The sequence below is a fragment of the Bacillus cereus group sp. MYBK95-2 genome, from assembly GCF_051915225.1.
GTDB classification, from domain to species: Bacteria; Bacillota; Bacilli; order Bacillales; family Bacillaceae_G; genus Bacillus_A; species Bacillus_A cereus.
Genome location: NZ_JBQAEH010000004.1, coordinates 465,120 through 483,027, shown reverse-complemented (window position 1 = coordinate 483,027; position 17,908 = coordinate 465,120). Strand labels below are relative to the sequence as shown.

The following is a 17,908-nucleotide window of genomic DNA, read 5'->3' as shown; positions in this document are numbered from 1 at the left end:
TAAAATTTTCTGAAATAAATATTTTTCTTTTACTTGGCTATGCTATACATGTGTATTTTCTTTGTTTAAATGCACTTTTCCTTTTTATAATCTGACGAAACTGGAGGAATATATATGGCAAAACTTAAGAAGAACCCTTCAAAGGCTGGAATTAGTGCAGCTAGTGTAACTGGAAACGCAGGTCCGCATAACCACGGTGTTGAAAAAGGACGCCAAGGTAATAACCAACAATATAAAAAGCATAATATGGGCGAAAAATAACGCTATATTTTTGGGCAGAGAACGTGGCATAATGATTAATGGCTGCTTTTTCTGCCCAATTTATTTGTAACAAATGAGGGAATTATAATGAAACGAACAATAGTTATGATTGTAATGATTGCCACACTATTTACAGGGATGATTTTCTTCTCTTATGCACAAAGGCAACAAGCTGTAAGAGCTGATCAACCTAATATTACTGGGCAATATGGAGTTACAATCGATGCAGACACAGGTGAAGTTTTGTATGGAAAACGCGAAGACGAACGCTCTTATCCGGCTAGTATAGCCAAAATGATGACAACCCTTCTTTTACTAGAGAATGTAAAAGAGGATGAAGAAATTACAGTTACAGAAAACGCAATTAAAACAGAAAGTCAAAGTAAGAAAATTAAACTTCGTGCTGGGGAAAAGTTAAAACGTGATGAGGCATTAAAACTGATGCTTATCATTAGTGCAGATCCAATAGCTGAATCCATCGCAGAACATATTGCAGGATCAAAAAATGAATTTGTGAAAATGATGAATACTAGAGCGAAGGAACTCGGTACAAAGCATGCGACTTTCAAGAACGCAAGTGGTGCTGATGCACTTGGAAATAAAGTATCGCCATATGACATTGCTATTATTACGAAAGAAGCATTAAAGTATCCAGTTGTTTTAGAATATATGAATTCAACACGTACAACTCTACATACTTCAGAACGCTCTCCAAACATCGCAAACTACGGACGAGAAGAACTATATGACGATCCATATGCGATTGGAAGTAAAAGCGGTCTATCAGCACTCGGAAAATATACAGTCGTAACAGTGGATGAAAAAGACGGTAAACGCGTCATTAACGTCGTATTATCTTCTACTCGCGCGCAACTATATCCTGATACGAAGAAAATGGCACATTATGCATTTCAGCAATTAAAATAACCAAGGAGTATTTTCTCCTTGGTTATTTTTTAACCATACCTTTTAATACGAACGCAACGTTTGCTGGACGCTCTGCTAGACGGCGCATGAAATATCCATACCAATCGTTTCCATAAGGTACGTAAACACGCATTTTGTAACCTTCTTTTACTAGCTCAAGTTGACGCTCATTACGAATACCATATAACATTTGGAATTCAAATTGATCCCTTGGAATATTATGTTCTTCAGCAAGTTTTTTTGTATATTCAATAATCGCTTCGTCATGTGAAGCAATTGCAGTATAATTTCCATTTAATAAGTGCATTTTAATAATCTTTTTATAATTGTCATCTACATCTTTCTTGTCCGGGAACGCCACTTCTTCAGGTTCTTTATAAGCTCCTTTTACAAGACGTAAATTAGGTTTATAAGCATTTAAATCCTCAATATCTTTTTCTGTACGATATAGGTAAGCTTGAATAACAGTACCAATATTATCGTACTCAGATTTTAACTGTTTAAAGATATCAATTGTTTTACCACAGCGTGTATAGTCTTCCATATCAATTGTAACGAACACACCATTTTCTTTTGCAGCTTCTAAAATACGGCGCATATTGTTCATTACGATTTCATCAGAGATATCTAATCCCATAGAAGTCATCTTTAAAGAAAGCTGCGAATCAAGACCTTCTCTTCCAATTGCACGGATCGCTTCAATCGATTGGTTAGCCATTTCATTTGCTTCCGCTTCATTATCAACGAATTCACCTAAATAATCGATTGTTACACAAAGACCTTGCTTATTTAATTGTTGAATGGCAGCTGTCGCTAATTCAATCGTCTCCCCTGCGACGAAGCGACCTGCACCAAAGCGTAAACCGTACTTTTTAGCCAGTTTTGTTAGCGCTTTATTTTTAGATAAGAAAAGAAACGAATTTCGCATTAATTGTTCCATGTAATTCACCCCTATGACTGTAATTTATCTGTTTTTTACCCCTCTTCAAAATTATATCATTGTTTAAAATTATTGGATACAAATAATTATTTAGATAATTTATAAAATACTATAAAAACATTTAAAAACCTATATTTCTGCTTATAAATATACCTGAAATATTTTTCGACATTTAGAAAAATGGAGTTTAATAGGTATAAAATAGGCATGTCGAAAATATTCGACATGCCTATAAAATCCTTTATATTCCATGTGAATTATATAAGGATATTAATACAGAAAACTTGCGATTATATTTACCTCAAGTTTTTTTATTGCTCATTTCGCTTCTCTTCATTCAGCCTTTTAATATCTGTAATTAACTGTACCATCTCTTCTTTCGCATCTGGATAAGTTTCATTCCAATGCTTTACTAAAGCTGGCATCGTCTTAGCTATGTAAGAATACAGTGCCCACTTCTGTACCTGTTCTTTTCTCTCTTCATTGCTCTCTCCAAGTAACAGCTCAGTATATTTCTCCAGTAAACCATCAAACTGCTCGTTAAACTTTTCACTCATTTTATTTACCTCCTATATGAAAAAAGCAGCGAAGATCGCTGCTTTTTCTTATAATTTTGATCGAACAGAGTTTAATTTTTTCTCCATTGTGCTTACTTTATCACGACGATCATCAATACGAATAGTTGTTGCAACACGCTGTGCACCTTTCGTATATGGAACTTCATGCATTTGTTGTATTACTTCTAGAATGACAGGAAGATCTCCTTCAATAATTGTATTCATCGGTGTTAATTGATACTTCACGCGATCCGCATTTTTCTCTAGCACCTTTTGTACTTCTGCTACATATTCACTAACACTTGGATTACCTGTTCCTACTGGAATAATCGATACATCAACAATTGCCATAGTAGTCTTCCTCCTATAATCGTTTCTTATATATCCATTGTCTATTTTACCGAAATCCTCATCATTTTACTAATATGTTACTCTTCCACTTTAAACTGCTCGACTAATCTTTCTAAATCTCCCATATGTTCTGTCAAACTTTCCATCGTGTGAGCTACCTTTTCTAAATGATTCACCTGTGATTCCGTTGCAGCATGTACCTCTTCAGAAACAGCTGCACTTTCTTGACTCGTACCAGCAATTGTATGCATTACCGCTGTAATTTCCCCTTGCTCATAACCTATGTTATGTACCTCTTCTACAATTTTTTCAACTGAAGTACTAATCGTATTTACAACTGACATAATTGTACGGAACTCCATTTCCGCCTCTGTCGTCACTTTATTTTGCACATCTGCAATGTCTTTCAATTTACTTACAACTTCTACAACCCTTTTTACTTCTAATTGTACATCACCAATCATCATTGTAATTTCTCCGGTTGCCTCTTTTGATTGTTCCGCTAATTTCCGAACCTCTTCAGCAACAACCGCAAATCCCTTACCTTGCTCACCTGCACGGGCAGCTTCAATCGATGCATTTAAAGCAAGTAAATTTGTTTGATCCGAAATACCTTTTATAAGCTCAACAACATTTTGAATCGATCCAACTCTTTGTTCTAACTTATCCGATGCTTCTTCTGTATGAACAACAATCGAAGATGATTGTCCCCTCGTACGGATTAAATTCCTCATTGTATTTAATCCTTGCTTAGATGCCTCTTCCGCTTTGCCAGCCACTCCTTTTATTTCACCAACGGAGCTATTCATTTGTTCTACTGACTCCGCCATATTCTCGAGCTGAGCTGAAACTTCATCCACACTATTCGCAAGAGTAGAAGCTCCTCCGCTCACATCATCCATCGCTCCTGAAACTTCTCTACTAGCCGCTACTGTTTCGTTCGTTAAATAATGTAAACTATTCGTTGATTGTTGCACCGTTGATACGCTGTTTTTAATTTTACTTACCATTTCATTCATTTGTTCAACCATATCATTAAAGTGCTTAGTCAACTCTCCAACTTCATCTTTACTTGTCACTTTCATTCGCAGCGTTAAATCGCCTTCTGCTACTTTTTGCACGTGATTCTTTAATAGTTGCAGTGGTCTTGCTAATCTTCTTGAGAACAAGTAGGAAGCTACAATTCCAACTAATAAACTAATACATGCCATTATAATAACTGTATTTCTCGTACTATTTAATAGCCCATCGATCGTTTCTTTCGGATAAAAGATTCCTATTGTCCATTTCATCGTATCAAATGATTGACTGTAAACAACTACATCTTCACCTTTTATTGTAGTGACCGCATATTTTGTTACCTCTTTATTTAAGCTCTTTATAAGTGGTTCTTTAGAAACATCTTTTCCTATCTTTTCTGGATAAACAAGAGCCATATTTTTATCATTTATAATAAACATTTCTCCGTCATTATTGTATTGAATATTGTGAAGCAACTTCTGAATCGTCCCAAGCGATACATCCATCGCAACAACGCCTAATACAGACCCATCTTGAGCTGTAATTGCTTTAGAAACACCTACACTTAACTTGCCTGTTGCAATTTCATAAGAAGGTTGTCCCCAATGGACCTTTTTTACATCAGCCTCTGAATCTTTATACCATGGTCTTGTCGTTGGATCATATCCTTCTGGCACTTGCCCACCTTCAGCAAGATTGGCACTTAATGTTTTTTTATCTTTCGTACCAATATATAAATCTAAAATACCAGGATGATTCTTTTTATACTCCGCAAACTCTTTCGTTAAAAACGCTTCCTCTTCTGGAGTAACCCCACCTTGAAGTATATTACGAATCATCTCACTGTTCGCGTAATACCCCATATCTTCATCCGTTCTTTGAACAAATGTCGTAAGTTGCTCTGTCACAAGATCCATCGCATTTTGAGAATACTCGTCTAAGGAACGCACTTCCTTTTCTTTCTGTAATTGATACACAGCTGTACCCAATATTACGAACATCATAGAAATAAGAACTGAAAACACTACCGCAATTTTTAAACGTAAACTTCTTAACATCTTCCCCCCAGCATCCCGATACGATAAACTTAACTAAATCTATACAATTCAATCAAATTTACACGAGTTAGTGCTTCATCGTGTTCTCGCAACCCCGAAGGGACGAGGGGTATAACACTCCACACGAGGCAGTATCGTTACCTCCTATTATCAAGCATTTATTTTACCCACCTTGATAAATTTGTCGCAGCATTTACATCCCTATCGTGATAGCTATTGCATGAAACACAACACCACTCACGTATTTTTAAACTCCACTGTCCTTCTGGTTGAACTGAATGGTCGTATTTAACTCCGCAACATGAACAAATCTTGCTTGAAGCGAACCATTTATCAGCTTTTACATACGCAATGCCATGTTTCTCGCACTTGTATGATAAACATTGAAAGAAGAAGTTTAATTTTTGAAAGGAAAATGCTTTCGATAGTTTTTTGTTTTTTAACAGGTTTGAGATAGATAAGTCTTCCACAACAATCCTCATTGGTTTGGTTTTCACCAATTTAGCTGTTGCTTGATGGATATGGTTATTTCGAATATTCGTAATTTTCCTAGATAACCGCAGGTGCTCCGCTTTCGCTTTTTCATATCCGACAGATTGAATTTTTACACCTTTTTTAAATCTCCTAGACATATCTCTTTGTGCTGACCTTTTCCTTTTCAAAAGTTTTTTAACCTTAGCATCTTTGTTTATATTTCGTTCTTTCATACCATTAGAAGCTACAAAAAGCTCTTTTAATCCAACATCCACACCAATCGACTCGTTCGTTAGTTCTTGTAATTCAAAGTCTTCTTGGAATCCTACACTAATCCACCAGTGACGACCATCAAAGGTAACTCTTGGATTGGATGGTTTTTTGTTTCTTGGTAGTTGTTGGCTTGTTTTCACTTCTCCAATGGACTGAATATGAACCAATTTCTTTCCTATAACCAGTCTTTCATAATTGGCATAAAATCCTTGGATTAAATCTTTTTTGGATTTATAAGAAGTGTGAGAACCATTTTTGTACTTTTTGAACGAATTTTTTCTCGCCGTATCAAAATCTTTTGAAGCCTGTTTAGGAACTTGTGCATTAATGTCTTGTAACCACTCATATCTTTTTCGCTTCTTGATCTTTGTAAATCGTTTCTGTAAAGCTAACTGTGAAACAGATTTTCCAAATAGCTTATAATATCTATCACTCATTCTTTTACAATAGTTATAAGCGAATCTTGCAGCACCAGCATGGTTTCTAAGCACTTTTTCTTGTTCAGGCGTTGGAATCAGTCTAACTTTCTTCGCCAATATCATCAGAATGTAACTCCTTTAATGAAAGATTTGTTCTTCTGAATCGTAGCGTGTTCCACCAGTATTCTCGTAAGACTACTCGGATGCAAACCTGTTAATTCTGATACTTGACTAACTCGTGAAAATTTCATTATTATTCTCACCTCATTGAACCTAACATAGCACGTACGTTCGGAATTTTCAATAAAGTTTGATAGATTCAATTAAATGTATCTTGTTCAACTAAGGGCGCAATTCCTTAGCCAGTTCTCTTATGAACTTCTCATGTTTTCACATGAGCGCAGACTATATGTTTATCTACTTAAAGATAGAGGATTTTTCCACCACCATAGGCTTGTGATGTACTCTCGTCAGTTATACGAGATAGTCGTTGAACGTTCATCTTATCCATTTTGACTTAGATGATTCGAGGCGGAAGACCCATTGTTCTAGTGTTTAGGATTTAACCTTGCACCATCTGATTGATTTTTTCTGCTTTCGCAACATTCACGCTCACCATTTCTGGCCACGTTGTAGTTCAATCAGCTTTAGGGATTGCCCGCAGTTAACCCTCACTACTAGCCAATCACTTGACTAGCAGGGCTTACTGATATATTTAATTAACTTTGGTTATAATTGGTTAAATAAATCGTAACAGTTAATTACCCTTCTCGTTGTAATGTAATTATATTAATCACTATATTAAGTATAATAGATAAAATTAAAAAATTGAAATTAATTCTCACCTTAATACAATTAGAAAACGGACTACCACTTGTGCAAAAACAAATAGTTCATTATCCTTAAAATATAATCTCATTCGTTCGGAGGGAACTATGTTACAAAAATTCGGTTTCTCACAATATGAAAGCCAGGCTTATGAAGTTGTCGTATCAAGCAATGAACCATTAGATGCTACAACAATTGTGAAGCATTCAGGTGTTCCAAAAGCAAAAATATATGAAGTGCTAGCACGCCTAATCGATAAAGGAATGGTAATGGATTCTGTTTCAGAAAAGAAAAAATTGTATACAGCATTACCACTAAAGCTAGCAATTGAAAAATTAACGACAGAATTCCAATCAAATATTAAAGAACTGGAAACAAATATATCAAAAAAATCATTTACAGATGACCGTGTGTGGAGCTTAAAGATGCAATCTTCTATTCGAGTTCAAAGTAAAGAACTCATTGAAAGTGCACAAGAATCAATCCGTATTTCAGCTTGGAATGATACTCTTTTAGAATATCTGCCTTTACTAGAACAAAAAGCAAAACAAGGTGTTCAAATTGAATCCCTTATTGTTGGAGAAGTAGAAACAGACTTAGAAAACATGCATTTTCTAATCCCAGCTGAAGAACCTAATGCATTAGAGCGCTACTTGCTACTTATCGTTGACGATCGTGAAATTTTATTTGCTGGCGTAGAACAAGAGTCATGGCAAGCGATGAAAACAATGTCACAACCTTTCGTAAAGTTCTTTACAGAATTTTTCTATCACGACGTTGCACTTGCAAAGATCACCCAGAAGCACCACAATCTCTTTATGGAAGATGAGGAAATTAAGAGTTTGTTGATGAAATTGAGGTACTAATTAAATAATAAAAAGGAGTCTAATTTTTCACTTAGACTCCTTTTCGTTTTGTTCCTTTATCTCTATCAACAGCTCAATGATTTTTTCATTTTGCTCTACTTGCTTCTCTGAATTTTGATAGATGCAACGAATCCAGCCTAATACAAAAACAGCTACAACTATCGGTAATAGTGTAAGTATTATACCGAATATCGAGAAATTAAACACCATTTTCCCATCACCTCGCTATATACCAATTCTCCATATTCTTACTAAAACATGCAATTTTTTACAAATAAAAAAAGAACCTATCAAACGATAGATTCTTCTTTTACGAACTGGGTAGAGCGTCCTCTCGTAATCGAGAAAATCGCGCAAAGCAGTGCTAATATAATAAAGCCACCGCCTACCCAAGCATTATACATAACAGATGATTTTTCAATAACAACTCCGCCTACTGTTGAACCGAGTGCAATTCCTAAATGAAGCGCAGAGTTATTTAAACCTTGCTGAATACCAGCTGATTCCGGTGCAATTTCAATTAAATAATTTTGCTGTGCTGGTGAAATCGCCCAGCTCAGCATACTCCAAAGTCCCATCATAATGATGAAGAGCGGGAATGAGAATGTCATTAATGGCAGTATGAAGATTGCACATGCAAATACGATAATAATCGAGATAATACTTTTCTTCGATCCCCATTTATCAGCAAGCCATCCACCGAACCCGCCGCCAATTACTGCTGCGATTCCGAAAATAAAGTAAAACACACTTATCCAGTTTGCTTCAACATGCATGACATCTTTTAAAAACGGTGTTAAATATGCATACAATGTTAAATGCCCCGTTAAAAACAAAAATGATGTTAACTGTGCACTTACAATTTTTTTATCTTTTAAAGTAGCAAGTTGTTCTTTTATTGATAATACCGATGTCGGTGGTACTTTCGTTAAGAACAATGAAATACAAGCTATTGCCATAACTGTTAACACAGAAATTAATACAAATGGTGCACGCCATCCGTATGCATTTCCGAGTACAAGACCGAGCGGTACTCCAAGTACAAGTGATCCACTAATTCCCATAAAAATGATTCCAATTGCACGCGCACGAAAATGCGGTTCTACTACACTAGACGCAAGTGTTACCGATAGTGCAATAATTAATGAACCACTCGCCGCACAAATAACCCTTGAGAACATTAGCATTCCGTAATTCACACTAAATGCGGAAATAATATTTCCGATTAAGAAAATCGATAATGCTCCAACATACAATGTTTTTCTTTCAAACTTCCCTGTCACAGCTAATAAAACTGGACCTGACAAAGCAAATACTACCGAAAATATTGTTATAAGCTGACCAGCTGCGCTAATAGATACTCCTAAATCATTGGCAACTAAATCGAGCGTTCCTCCTATAATTAACTCAACCGTTCCGACTACGAAAGCCGCGATAGCTAAAATATAAACACGAAAATTCAAGTCTTTCCCCACGCTTTCTATTTTGGTTACTACGATTATAGTAACCAAAATAGAAAATGGACGCAAGTATAATTTTTTTACAGTAAAAAAGGTAGGCGTATTATACGCCTACCCTTCCATCATTCTGTTTCTTTCTTCTTATTTAAATACCAATACACCGGAAGTCCCGTAAAGACAATTCCAATGGATAAGAAACAACTTACCGGATCATTGATAATTGCACTACCAATTACAAAGAGCGAACCTAAAATCGCTACGATTGGTACGATTGGGAATAACGGCACACTATATGCACGCTCTTTATTCTTATTACGTTTTCTTAAAATGAAGACACCAATAAACGTCATTACGTAGAAAATATAAATAATGAATACGGAAATCTCAGATAGCTTATTTGGATCACTAATAATCATTAAAATAATTCCTAAAATGATTTCAACAGTAATCGCATTTGCTGGTGTTTTAAATCTCGGACTTTCCTTTGCAATAAACTTAGAAAATGGAAGTTGTCCACGCTCTGCCATAGACATTGGGATACGTGGGAACGTTAAAATCTTTCCATTTAAACAGCCGAAAATGGAAACGATAATACCGATACTAATAATTTTTCCGCCATATTCTCCAAGTAACATACCCGCAGCTGTCGCTGTTGCATTTTCTCCAAGGTCTACAATTTTCGCTGCTGGTAATACATTTAATAACGCCAAGTTAATTAATACGTAAGCAGCCGTTACGATTAAAATCCCTACTGTCATTGCTTTCGGTAATAACTTTGTTGGATTCTTCATTTCTCCACCAATCGAAGCAAGTAAAATCCAGCCGTCATAAGCAAATAACGTTGCTAAAATTGCCATACCGATACTTTGATTTTCCGATATCGGCACAACTACGTTAAAGATATCGCTATTCCCTTTCCAGAAACCTAGCACAACAATTAACACAATCGGAATCATCTTCCCAATTGTCGTGATTGTTTGAACGATACCTCCGTATTTTGTTCCCATACTATTTACAACGCCAAGGAACACAACCGTTCCAATTGCGATTGGTAAATTCCACACTTTATCTAAATAGAAAAAATTAATCATTAAAGAACTAAAGTATAAACCTAATGTTCCGATAATAGCAGGTCCATAAACAATTGTTTGCATCCAACCTGATAAATATCCCCAAAAACTTCCGTAAATCTCCTCTAAATACGTATACAACCCACCATTTTTCGGGATTTGCGCTCCAATTTCAGCTACTGTTAAACCACTTGCTAGCGTCAACAGACCACCAATTACCCAAGCAAGAATGGCCATATTAGAACTCCCCGAGTAATCTAATACGCTCCCTGGTTTCATAAACACACCAGATCCAATAATCGTTCCTACTACGATAGAAAGTGCTACTGTTAAACCAATTTTGTTCTTCTCATCATGATGCATGCTGCGTATCCTCCTTCCAATCCTAGTGTGATGCAAAAATGAAATAAAAAAACACTCCTCCCTAAAAAAGGGACGAGTGTTGTATTCGTGGTTCCACCCTTGTTTCAATTCGTAAAGTAACACACTTCACCAATTTCTCAAGTCTAAATAACGGTTTTTGCCGGCAAGCAATTACTAGATGCTCGTTCACTGCTGCAGTTCAGAGGTGGTAATCCATTTTTCCGTATTAGGAAGCTCACAGCCAAAGGCTTCCCTCTCTGAAAATCGTAAAAAATTGATCATGTCCTCATCATCACTTCTTGATGTCGAATTTTGTAGTTATTGTTCATTATATTGAATTGTTAGAAAAAATCAATATATTTTTTTATATAACATAGGAAATATTTCTCTTCTTATATTATAACAGAACATACAAAACTTCTCTAATTCCCTAAAAATGGTATAATCCATTTAGGAGGTGTACTAATAATGATTGCTGTCTTTTGTATCATTGCTACGTTTCTCTCTATTCTATTCGCTATCATGCATCGGCACAAGTATCCTGGTTATAGCATTTTAGCGGTAGCTATTATACCAGCTGTTTCCTTCTACGTATTGGGTAAATATCAATATACGGAAGTGTTTATCGGTTTTGCAATCTTCTACTGCATCTTCGGATACATACTAACAATGAAAAGAATTTTATTGAATCATTAAAAGGGACCGATTTCTGCTGACAGAAATCGGTCCTCGCACGTACCTTCCGGTTGCCCACACGAAAGATACATAAATCAATTATTTATCTTCTTTTTTCATAAAAAACTTATGGTGCGGTAAATCAACATTCAATGCCTCTAATTGTTTCTTTTCGTTGTCTAAAATCGCTTTTGCTTTTGTTTTTGTTGCTTCATCTAATCCAGCAAAGATGTCTTCATGCTTCTCTTTCTCTGGAAGTTTCACACCTAATTTTGTTAATTCTTCTTTTGCTTGCTCATGCGTTAATTTTCCGGATTTCTTTTGCTCTAAAATTGACTTCGCTTTCTCTTTTGTCTGTTCATCTAAGTTAGCAAACATGTCTCCATGTTTACCTTTCTCCGGCATTTTCACGCCTAGCTTTGTTAATTCCTCTTTTGCTTGCTCATGCGTTAATTTTCCAGATTTCTCTTGCTCTAAAATGGACTTCGCTTTTTCTTTCGCCTGTTCATCTAATCCCGCAAACATTTCTTTGTGCTTACCCTTTTCCGGGAACTTCACGCCTAATTTTGTTAATTCTTCTTTTGCCTGTTCTCGTGTTAATTTACCAGACTTCTCTTGCTCTAAAATGGACTTCGCTTTTTCTTTCGCCTGTTCATCTAATCCTGCAAACATGTCTTTACGCTTCTCTTTCTCTGGAAGCTTTACACCTAGTTCCTCTAACTGTTTCTTTGTATCGTCCATAATTGTTTTTACTTTTTGTTTTGTAGCGTCATCCAAATCCTTTTTCGCCGTTTTTGCAGGCTGATCCACTGCTGGAGTATTCGTTGCCGCGAATGCCGGAATGCCGACTCCTCCAATGATTCCGAATGATAAAGCACCTGCAATCGCTAAATAACCAACTGTTTTCTTCTTCATAGGAAATTTCCTCCTTCATATTTCTAATGCATGTACACTTTCGTATACAATGCCTATAGTAATGTCGGTTTCTTAACATTTCCTTAACGATTTAACAAAAAAACACCGCTCGTAATGAGCGGTGTTTCTCTATGCTTTTTGTAATTGTAACTCTTCACGTTCCATTATTTTTCTTAATACAATTGTTTGTGTCATTGTAAATAAGTTACCTGTTATCCAGTACAACACAAGTCCTGATGGCGCCGCAAACCCCATAAATAGAATCATTGCCGGCATCATAATTTGCTGCATCTTTAGCATCTGTACTTGTTCTCCAGGTGTAATATTCGATTGGAAAACTTTCATCTGAATAAATGTCGTTAACGCTGCAATAATCGGTAATATATGATATGGATCTGCATGTCCTAGGTTCACCCATAAAAACGAAGATGTGCGAATCTCTTCAGTTCTGCTAATCGCATAATACAAAGCAGAGAAAATCGGCATTTGTATTAATAATGGCCAGCAACCAGCAAGTGGATTCCAACCGCCTGATTTCATTAGTTCTGACATTTCTTTTTGATACTGCTTTTGTTTTTCAAGGTCTTTGCTTACATCACCGTACTTTTTCTTTAGCTTCTGCAATTCAGGTTGCATTTTCTTCATTTTCGCTTGGCTGCGATATTGCGAAACAGCTAATGGAATCATTGCTGAACGAATAACGAGCGTCATAATAATGATAGCAATCCCAAAGCTAGCTCCAGGTATATGATGAGCAACAAATTGAATCATAAACGAGATTGGATATACAAAATAATGATCCCAAATTCCCGTACTATGTGCATCAATTGGGGCTGCATTACTGCAACCAGATAAAACAAAAACAAATAATAATGATAAACTAACGAGCACAGCTCGGTATGATTTTAACATGTTCATTCCTCCAATGTTTCGTAATTATTTAGCGAAACATTGGTGTATACGGACCGACCTCGTCATTCTCTTCACTTGATTCTTGTCTGCGTACAGAACGAATCATTCCATATTTATAAAAAATAGAAAATAGCGGTACATTTCCCGCACTATCTTCACATGTATCAACTAACGCAAAAGCTCTTTGTCTACCGCTTGATGCTTGTTGACGCACAAAGCGAGAAACATTAGCAAGGAAGAAAACTTCTAATAAACAAAGTGCCGTCGTTACAAACGATATATATAGAATTGCATCCTGCAATAAAAATTCCATCGCTTCACATCCTTAATAAGGTCATTTTAGCACATCGGGCAAATATTCTCTATTTCCTTTTATTTTCAAAAAAAGTATTTTGCATATTTTCTCAAGAAAACAATAATTAAGAAACGTTGTATTCGCTTTCTTTAGCATATTCACACACATCAATGAATAGGCTTGATTTATTAGAAATTTATAAAATTTTTGCATTATAATAAAACTATTGCCAGTTTTTGAAAAAACCTTTATTCTCTTCTTGTAATCAAAAATGAATATGGAGATGAAACATACTATGGGTCAACTAGGAGACGCCGATTACGTTCCCGACACCGCCTTTTTATCCTTCCCAGCAGCTAAAACATTTCACTTAGAATTTATGATACAGTTGGTTGTTATTTTTATAGCTTCTATTTTGTATGCAATTTCTATGAATATGTTTTTTATCCCGCATAATATGATTAGCGGTGGATTCGCTGGTGTAGGGATGATTATCGGTTATTTAATGCACTACAATATCGGTGCACTTATCTTTTTACTAAACATTCCTCTTCTTATTTTAAGTCACTTTTACTTAGGCAAGAAGACAACCTTTTTAACAGCTTACTTTGTAGCTGTGTCATCGTTAGCGATGAACATTATCCCGGTACACCAAGTTTCAGACGATATTTTACTTTCTTCTGTATTCGGTGGTGTTATCTGCGGAGCAGCTTCAGGAATTATATTCCGATTTGCTTCTTCAACAGGTGGTTTTGATGTTGTTGGATTGATTGTAGCGAAATATCGAGATGTTTCAATTGGAGCAATCATATTTGTATTCAACTTAATCTTACTTGTAGCAGCAGGTTTTATTTTCGGATGGGATATTACACTTTATACGTTAATTAGTCGATTTGTAGTCAGCAAAGTTATCGACGCTGTGCATACGAAACATATTAAATTAACGATAATGACTATTACAGAAAAAGGCGAGGAAATAAAAAGCGCACTACTACATCACGGCATACGCGGGGTGACAATGGTAGACGCTGTCGGCGGCTATACAAACCATAAGAAAAAAATGATTTACACTGTCGTGACTCGCTATGAGTTAGGCGAAATGAAACGTATTATCCGTCAAGTGGATAACAAAGCATTTATGAACATTACTGAAACAGTTGAAATTGTCGGCCGTTTCAAACGCATATAAAAAGGTTAATAAATTAAAGGGCATAACATATTAGTCATATATAATATGTTATGCCCTTTGTTATTCAACTAACGTACCTTTTAGCATAATAAAATCACTAAGTTTATTACTACAAATCGGAGGATAGCATTCCATATACAATACTGTCTGTCCATTCATCTTTATTCCAAAAATCTTGTATGAAATGGGCTTCCTTTCTCATGCCTATTCGTTCACACAATTTTTGTGAAGCTGTATTACGTGCATCAAGATTAGCCTGTATACGATGTACATTGAATTCATTAAATAATTTCAATACCAAACTACTTACTGCTTCTGTCGCCAAACCTCTCCTAGCTACTTCATTTGAAAAACTATAACCAATCTCAACAGTGTCTTTCATATTTGTGTACCATACGGATAAATCACCAACTACTTTAGTTTTGTATATAACTGCCAAACTTAATATTGTTTCTTTAGTAAGTACATTATTTGCTAACTTCTTATTAAATCTTTTCTGCATGTCTTCATGAGTCCACTTATTATGTAATAGGAACTTACATGTATCATCACTATTATAAATAGCAAATACATCCTGTAAATCAGTACTCTTAAAAGGTCTAATTATTAATCTTTCTGTTGTGAAATCCAAGTTAGCTCTCCTCCCTTACATTCATGCTATAAAACATTTTTTATAGTATTTAAGCCTCATTCTTAGATCTCACCTTGATTACATATTTCATCATAATAAATTAAAATCCTTCTTCCACTAAACTGCACCGTTAATGGTATTTCCTTGCGCTTTTTATTTTTTACACTTATTACAAAATCAGATAATTCTATTATTATGTCTATAAATGTGTTATAATGAAAGCAGACTCACAAAAAAAGAGTATATAGACTTGGAAGTTTCTCTTATTTTACAAGCAAAAAGAAACGAGCAGTCGGGTATATTTCAGACACCATACACGTAACGGTTTAAACAACCGATCATCTTAGTTACTCTTCAATGATCTTTTTATAAAAAGATACGTACAATTAAAACTCACTTCAATATACTATACCTACCTTTTTGACTTCCAAATCATCTTATTACATAAGGAGATGAACATATGAATCAATATATACGATATACAATAGCTGTCCTGTTTGCTATTATCGGCGGAACAATCTGCTTCTGGACAAACACTCAGCTTGGAGAGAATATCATCTTTAATGGAATCGAAACACTTGTAAGCGCTTCAATTTTAGGCGGATACATTTACTTCCTCTTTAATCCAGAAGAAAATGCTCAAAAAACAATGTTATTAACAATGATCGGAATCGTTGGTGGATGTATTTCCTACTCAATGACAAACTATACATTACCACTTCAATTAAGCTCAGCTTTCTTCCACGGTCTATGGACTTGGTTCATTGCATTCTGCTTAGCAGACGTATTCAACCTATTACAAGACAATGAAGAAGATAGCGGTCGCCAAATTGAAAGTAACTCTTAAGCTGGAAGATACTCTTCCAGCTTTTTCATGTTGGTTTGCATACCCCGCATCACGATAAAAAGAAGTTGCCCTCACGGCAACTTCTTTTCCATATACCCCACTTCGTATTCACTAAAATATATCAACGATTTTTCAAATATATCGATCGTTTCTCCACTTATATCAACGATTTTTTCATTATATCGACGCTTCGACACAAGATATCGATTTACCGACAACTTTCGACACTCAAAACGCACAACATACCCTATCCACCAAGCAATTTACTGCCGAACTCTACGATTAAAAAGATAATTAATAAGATCGCGAGTATCTTTAATGCTACATATGCCACTTTAAAAACAGCATAAATGAGCAAGACGATTAAAATAATCGTTAAAATTTCCATCTAGAATTCCTCCAAGCTTTGCTCTTCTTATCTCATTTTACTCGTCCTAGGCTGTTTATGGAACGGCATAAGATGACATAGAAAAAAGAGGATACCTCACCCATCGTAAGATACCCTCTCTTTCAGCTGCTCAAACCATTCTCTTTCTAATTGTAAATATCCCATCTCACTCTTCTCGGCGCTCTTTAATTCTTGATCGGCTTTCTTCATATAAGTACGGGACGCTTCCATATTACCCTCTACATATCTAATAATTCCTTGTGTACGGTAATATCCACTTAGGTCCATTTTTGTAATAGCCTTTGCATGTTCCTTTGCTTCTTGCAAAGAAAGACTATCCATCTGATAAAGGGCTTTATATACAAGGTACCAACTATGAAAACTACTAACGAAAAACTTATTTTCTTTCGTTACAGGTAGTTGAACAATTCGTTCTATATACGGTATCGCTCTTTCCATTCCCTCTTGATCTGCACGAGCAAAAAAGACGAGCATAAGTCTACTCATTATCTCTCTTATCCCTTTATTCTCTTTTATTTTCTCCTCACTCAATTCTACTAACCTTTCATCCCAATCTTTCGGTCTTTTATAACTAAATAACTCACTCGATATTTGAATCTCATATAAGTGATTTCTAGCTCTTTCATCATCTTTAATTAAAATAAGAAATTGCATCCCATCACTCATAAGCATTCCTTTTATCGGCACAATTGTAACCGCAAAGATTGCAAAATGGAAAAAGGAAAAATATAAAAGATATTGATAATAACTCACCATATATATGTAACCGGAAGTAATACCAAATAGTAAACTCGTAATCGGTCCACCTAAAGTGAGCCACGCCCACTTTTTCGAAAGATTCGGTGTCTCTATAGAAGGTGGTACTAGTGTTGCAACGCCTCCAAAGTACGCCCACAATTTATTTTCTCGAATGCGTAATTTTCCCTTTTCTTTTTGAATAGTAATGGGTCCTACTGTCATAAATTTAAATGTCAAACCACCTATTACACCAAATACTACATGTCCTAGCTCATGAATGGCTAACACTAACAATGAAATTCCAACTATTGCCCATAAGTTCAAAATTACTTCTAATTTCCCAGTTCGGATTACTCCGTATAAAATGGACAGAATTAGCGCCACTGTCATTGAGCCAGCTGGCCTTCTTAAAATATCCACCTTTTTCTCC

At 35.6% G+C, this 17,908-nt stretch carries 21 protein-coding genes and 1 other annotated feature; of the genes, 6 read left to right on the top strand and 15 right to left on the bottom strand.

Going from position 1 to position 17,908, the window contains the following annotated elements:
• Positions 1-114 precede the first annotated feature (114 nt).
• Positions 115-261 (top strand): YuzL family protein, encoded by a 147-nt coding sequence (locus ACTFN4_RS16985; protein WP_001096344.1) that lies wholly within the window; start codon positions 115-117, stop codon positions 259-261.
• An 87-nt stretch (positions 262-348) separates the two neighbouring features.
• Positions 349-1,188, top strand: a complete 840-nt coding sequence (locus ACTFN4_RS16980) for a D-alanyl-D-alanine carboxypeptidase family protein (protein ID WP_000831463.1) — start codon at positions 349-351, stop codon at positions 1,186-1,188.
• 22 nt (positions 1,189-1,210) lie between these two features.
• Here ACTFN4_RS16980 and ACTFN4_RS16975 read toward each other — a convergent pair whose 3' ends face one another.
• From ACTFN4_RS16975 to ACTFN4_RS16950, 6 genes are all read right to left on the bottom strand, one after another.
• The gene (locus tag ACTFN4_RS16975) at positions 1,211-2,128 is read right to left on the bottom strand and encodes a proline dehydrogenase family protein (protein ID WP_000436783.1); all 918 of its coding nucleotides are present in this window, start codon (positions 2,126-2,128) and stop codon (positions 1,211-1,213) included.
• Positions 2,129-2,439: 311 nt separating this feature from the next.
• Positions 2,440-2,685, bottom strand: a complete 246-nt coding sequence (locus tag ACTFN4_RS16970) for a YusU family protein (RefSeq protein WP_001290594.1) — start codon at positions 2,683-2,685, stop codon at positions 2,440-2,442.
• Between the two features lie 48 nt (positions 2,686-2,733).
• Positions 2,734-3,036, bottom strand: coding sequence for an MTH1187 family thiamine-binding protein (locus ACTFN4_RS16965; protein WP_001018860.1), 303 nt, complete (start codon positions 3,034-3,036; stop codon positions 2,734-2,736).
• 77 nt (positions 3,037-3,113) lie between these two features.
• Positions 3,114-5,114 carry a methyl-accepting chemotaxis protein gene (locus ACTFN4_RS16960; protein ID WP_439962556.1) on the bottom strand — a complete coding sequence of 667 codons (2,001 nt, stop codon included), beginning with the start codon at positions 5,112-5,114 and terminating at the stop codon, positions 3,114-3,116.
• 158 nt (positions 5,115-5,272) lie between these two features.
• Positions 5,273-6,403, bottom strand: coding sequence for an RNA-guided endonuclease InsQ/TnpB family protein (locus ACTFN4_RS16955; protein ID WP_427260153.1), 1,131 nt, complete (start codon positions 6,401-6,403; stop codon positions 5,273-5,275).
• Positions 6,403-6,531: a hypothetical protein gene (locus ACTFN4_RS16950; protein ID WP_281976284.1), complete on the bottom strand. Its 129-nt coding sequence runs from the start codon at positions 6,529-6,531 to the stop codon at positions 6,403-6,405. The genes ACTFN4_RS16955 and ACTFN4_RS16950 overlap by 1 nt, the downstream gene beginning before the upstream one ends.
• A 684-nt stretch (positions 6,532-7,215) precedes the next feature.
• On the opposite strand from ACTFN4_RS16950, the gene ACTFN4_RS16945 reads away from it, so the two are divergent.
• Positions 7,216-7,974, top strand: a complete 759-nt coding sequence (locus ACTFN4_RS16945; protein ID WP_242554964.1) for a TrmB family transcriptional regulator — start codon at positions 7,216-7,218, stop codon at positions 7,972-7,974.
• Between the two features lie 27 nt (positions 7,975-8,001).
• Here the strand turns inward: ACTFN4_RS16945 and ACTFN4_RS16940 are convergent, their stop codons facing one another.
• The 3 genes from ACTFN4_RS16940 to ACTFN4_RS16930 all read right to left on the bottom strand — a co-directional run bounded on the left by ACTFN4_RS16940 (position 8,002) and on the right by ACTFN4_RS16930 (position 10,867).
• Positions 8,002-8,184, bottom strand: coding sequence for a hypothetical protein (locus tag ACTFN4_RS16940; RefSeq protein WP_088322168.1), 183 nt, complete (start codon positions 8,182-8,184; stop codon positions 8,002-8,004).
• A gap of 80 nt (positions 8,185-8,264) precedes the next feature.
• Positions 8,265-9,449: an MFS transporter gene (locus ACTFN4_RS16935; protein ID WP_002195889.1), complete on the bottom strand. Its 1,185-nt coding sequence runs from the start codon at positions 9,447-9,449 to the stop codon at positions 8,265-8,267.
• Between the two features lie 107 nt (positions 9,450-9,556).
• The gene (locus ACTFN4_RS16930) at positions 9,557-10,867 is read right to left on the bottom strand and encodes an APC family permease (RefSeq protein WP_000546312.1); all 1,311 of its coding nucleotides are present in this window, start codon (positions 10,865-10,867) and stop codon (positions 9,557-9,559) included.
• Between the two features lie 65 nt (positions 10,868-10,932).
• Positions 10,933-11,169, bottom strand: a binding site (T-box leader).
• A 166-nt stretch (positions 11,170-11,335) separates the two neighbouring features.
• Here ACTFN4_RS16930 and ACTFN4_RS16925 point away from each other — a divergent pair.
• The gene (locus ACTFN4_RS16925) at positions 11,336-11,563 is read left to right on the top strand and encodes a hypothetical protein (RefSeq protein ID WP_000562231.1); all 228 of its coding nucleotides are present in this window, start codon (positions 11,336-11,338) and stop codon (positions 11,561-11,563) included.
• Between the two features lie 78 nt (positions 11,564-11,641).
• On the opposite strand, the gene ACTFN4_RS16920 is transcribed toward ACTFN4_RS16925, so the two are convergent.
• The 3 genes from ACTFN4_RS16920 to ACTFN4_RS16910 form a co-directional block, all read right to left on the bottom strand.
• Positions 11,642-12,457, bottom strand: coding sequence for a hypothetical protein (locus ACTFN4_RS16920; protein WP_000730850.1), 816 nt, complete (start codon positions 12,455-12,457; stop codon positions 11,642-11,644).
• Between the two features lie 129 nt (positions 12,458-12,586).
• The gene (gene yidC, locus ACTFN4_RS16915; RefSeq protein WP_000920524.1) at positions 12,587-13,369 is read right to left on the bottom strand and encodes a membrane protein insertase YidC; all 783 of its coding nucleotides are present in this window, start codon (positions 13,367-13,369) and stop codon (positions 12,587-12,589) included.
• Between the two features lie 28 nt (positions 13,370-13,397).
• On the bottom strand, positions 13,398-13,682 hold the full coding sequence (locus ACTFN4_RS16910; RefSeq protein WP_000394930.1) for a hypothetical protein: 285 nt from the start codon (positions 13,680-13,682) through the stop codon (positions 13,398-13,400).
• 277 nt (positions 13,683-13,959) lie between these two features.
• Between ACTFN4_RS16910 and ACTFN4_RS16905 the strand changes: the two genes are divergently transcribed.
• Positions 13,960-14,853, top strand: coding sequence for a YitT family protein (locus tag ACTFN4_RS16905; RefSeq protein WP_000530044.1), 894 nt, complete (start codon positions 13,960-13,962; stop codon positions 14,851-14,853).
• 109 nt (positions 14,854-14,962) lie between these two features.
• On the opposite strand, the gene ACTFN4_RS16900 is transcribed toward ACTFN4_RS16905, so the two are convergent.
• Complete coding sequence (locus ACTFN4_RS16900; RefSeq protein ID WP_439962555.1) at positions 14,963-15,484, bottom strand: GNAT family N-acetyltransferase; 522 nt, start codon at positions 15,482-15,484, stop codon at positions 14,963-14,965.
• 460 nt (positions 15,485-15,944) lie between these two features.
• On the opposite strand from ACTFN4_RS16900, the gene ACTFN4_RS16895 reads away from it, so the two are divergent.
• On the top strand, positions 15,945-16,331 hold the full coding sequence (locus tag ACTFN4_RS16895; RefSeq protein ID WP_001077773.1) for a DUF3938 domain-containing protein: 387 nt from the start codon (positions 15,945-15,947) through the stop codon (positions 16,329-16,331).
• A gap of 247 nt (positions 16,332-16,578) precedes the next feature.
• On the opposite strand, the gene ACTFN4_RS16890 is transcribed toward ACTFN4_RS16895, so the two are convergent.
• Both ACTFN4_RS16890 and ACTFN4_RS16885 read right to left on the bottom strand, forming a co-directional pair.
• Positions 16,579-16,719: a DUF3985 family protein gene (locus ACTFN4_RS16890; RefSeq protein WP_000404782.1), complete on the bottom strand. Its 141-nt coding sequence runs from the start codon at positions 16,717-16,719 to the stop codon at positions 16,579-16,581.
• A 96-nt stretch (positions 16,720-16,815) separates the two neighbouring features.
• Positions 16,816-17,868, bottom strand: a complete 1,053-nt coding sequence (locus ACTFN4_RS16885; RefSeq protein WP_439962575.1) for a hypothetical protein — start codon at positions 17,866-17,868, stop codon at positions 16,816-16,818.
• Positions 17,869-17,908: the final 40 nt, after the last annotated feature.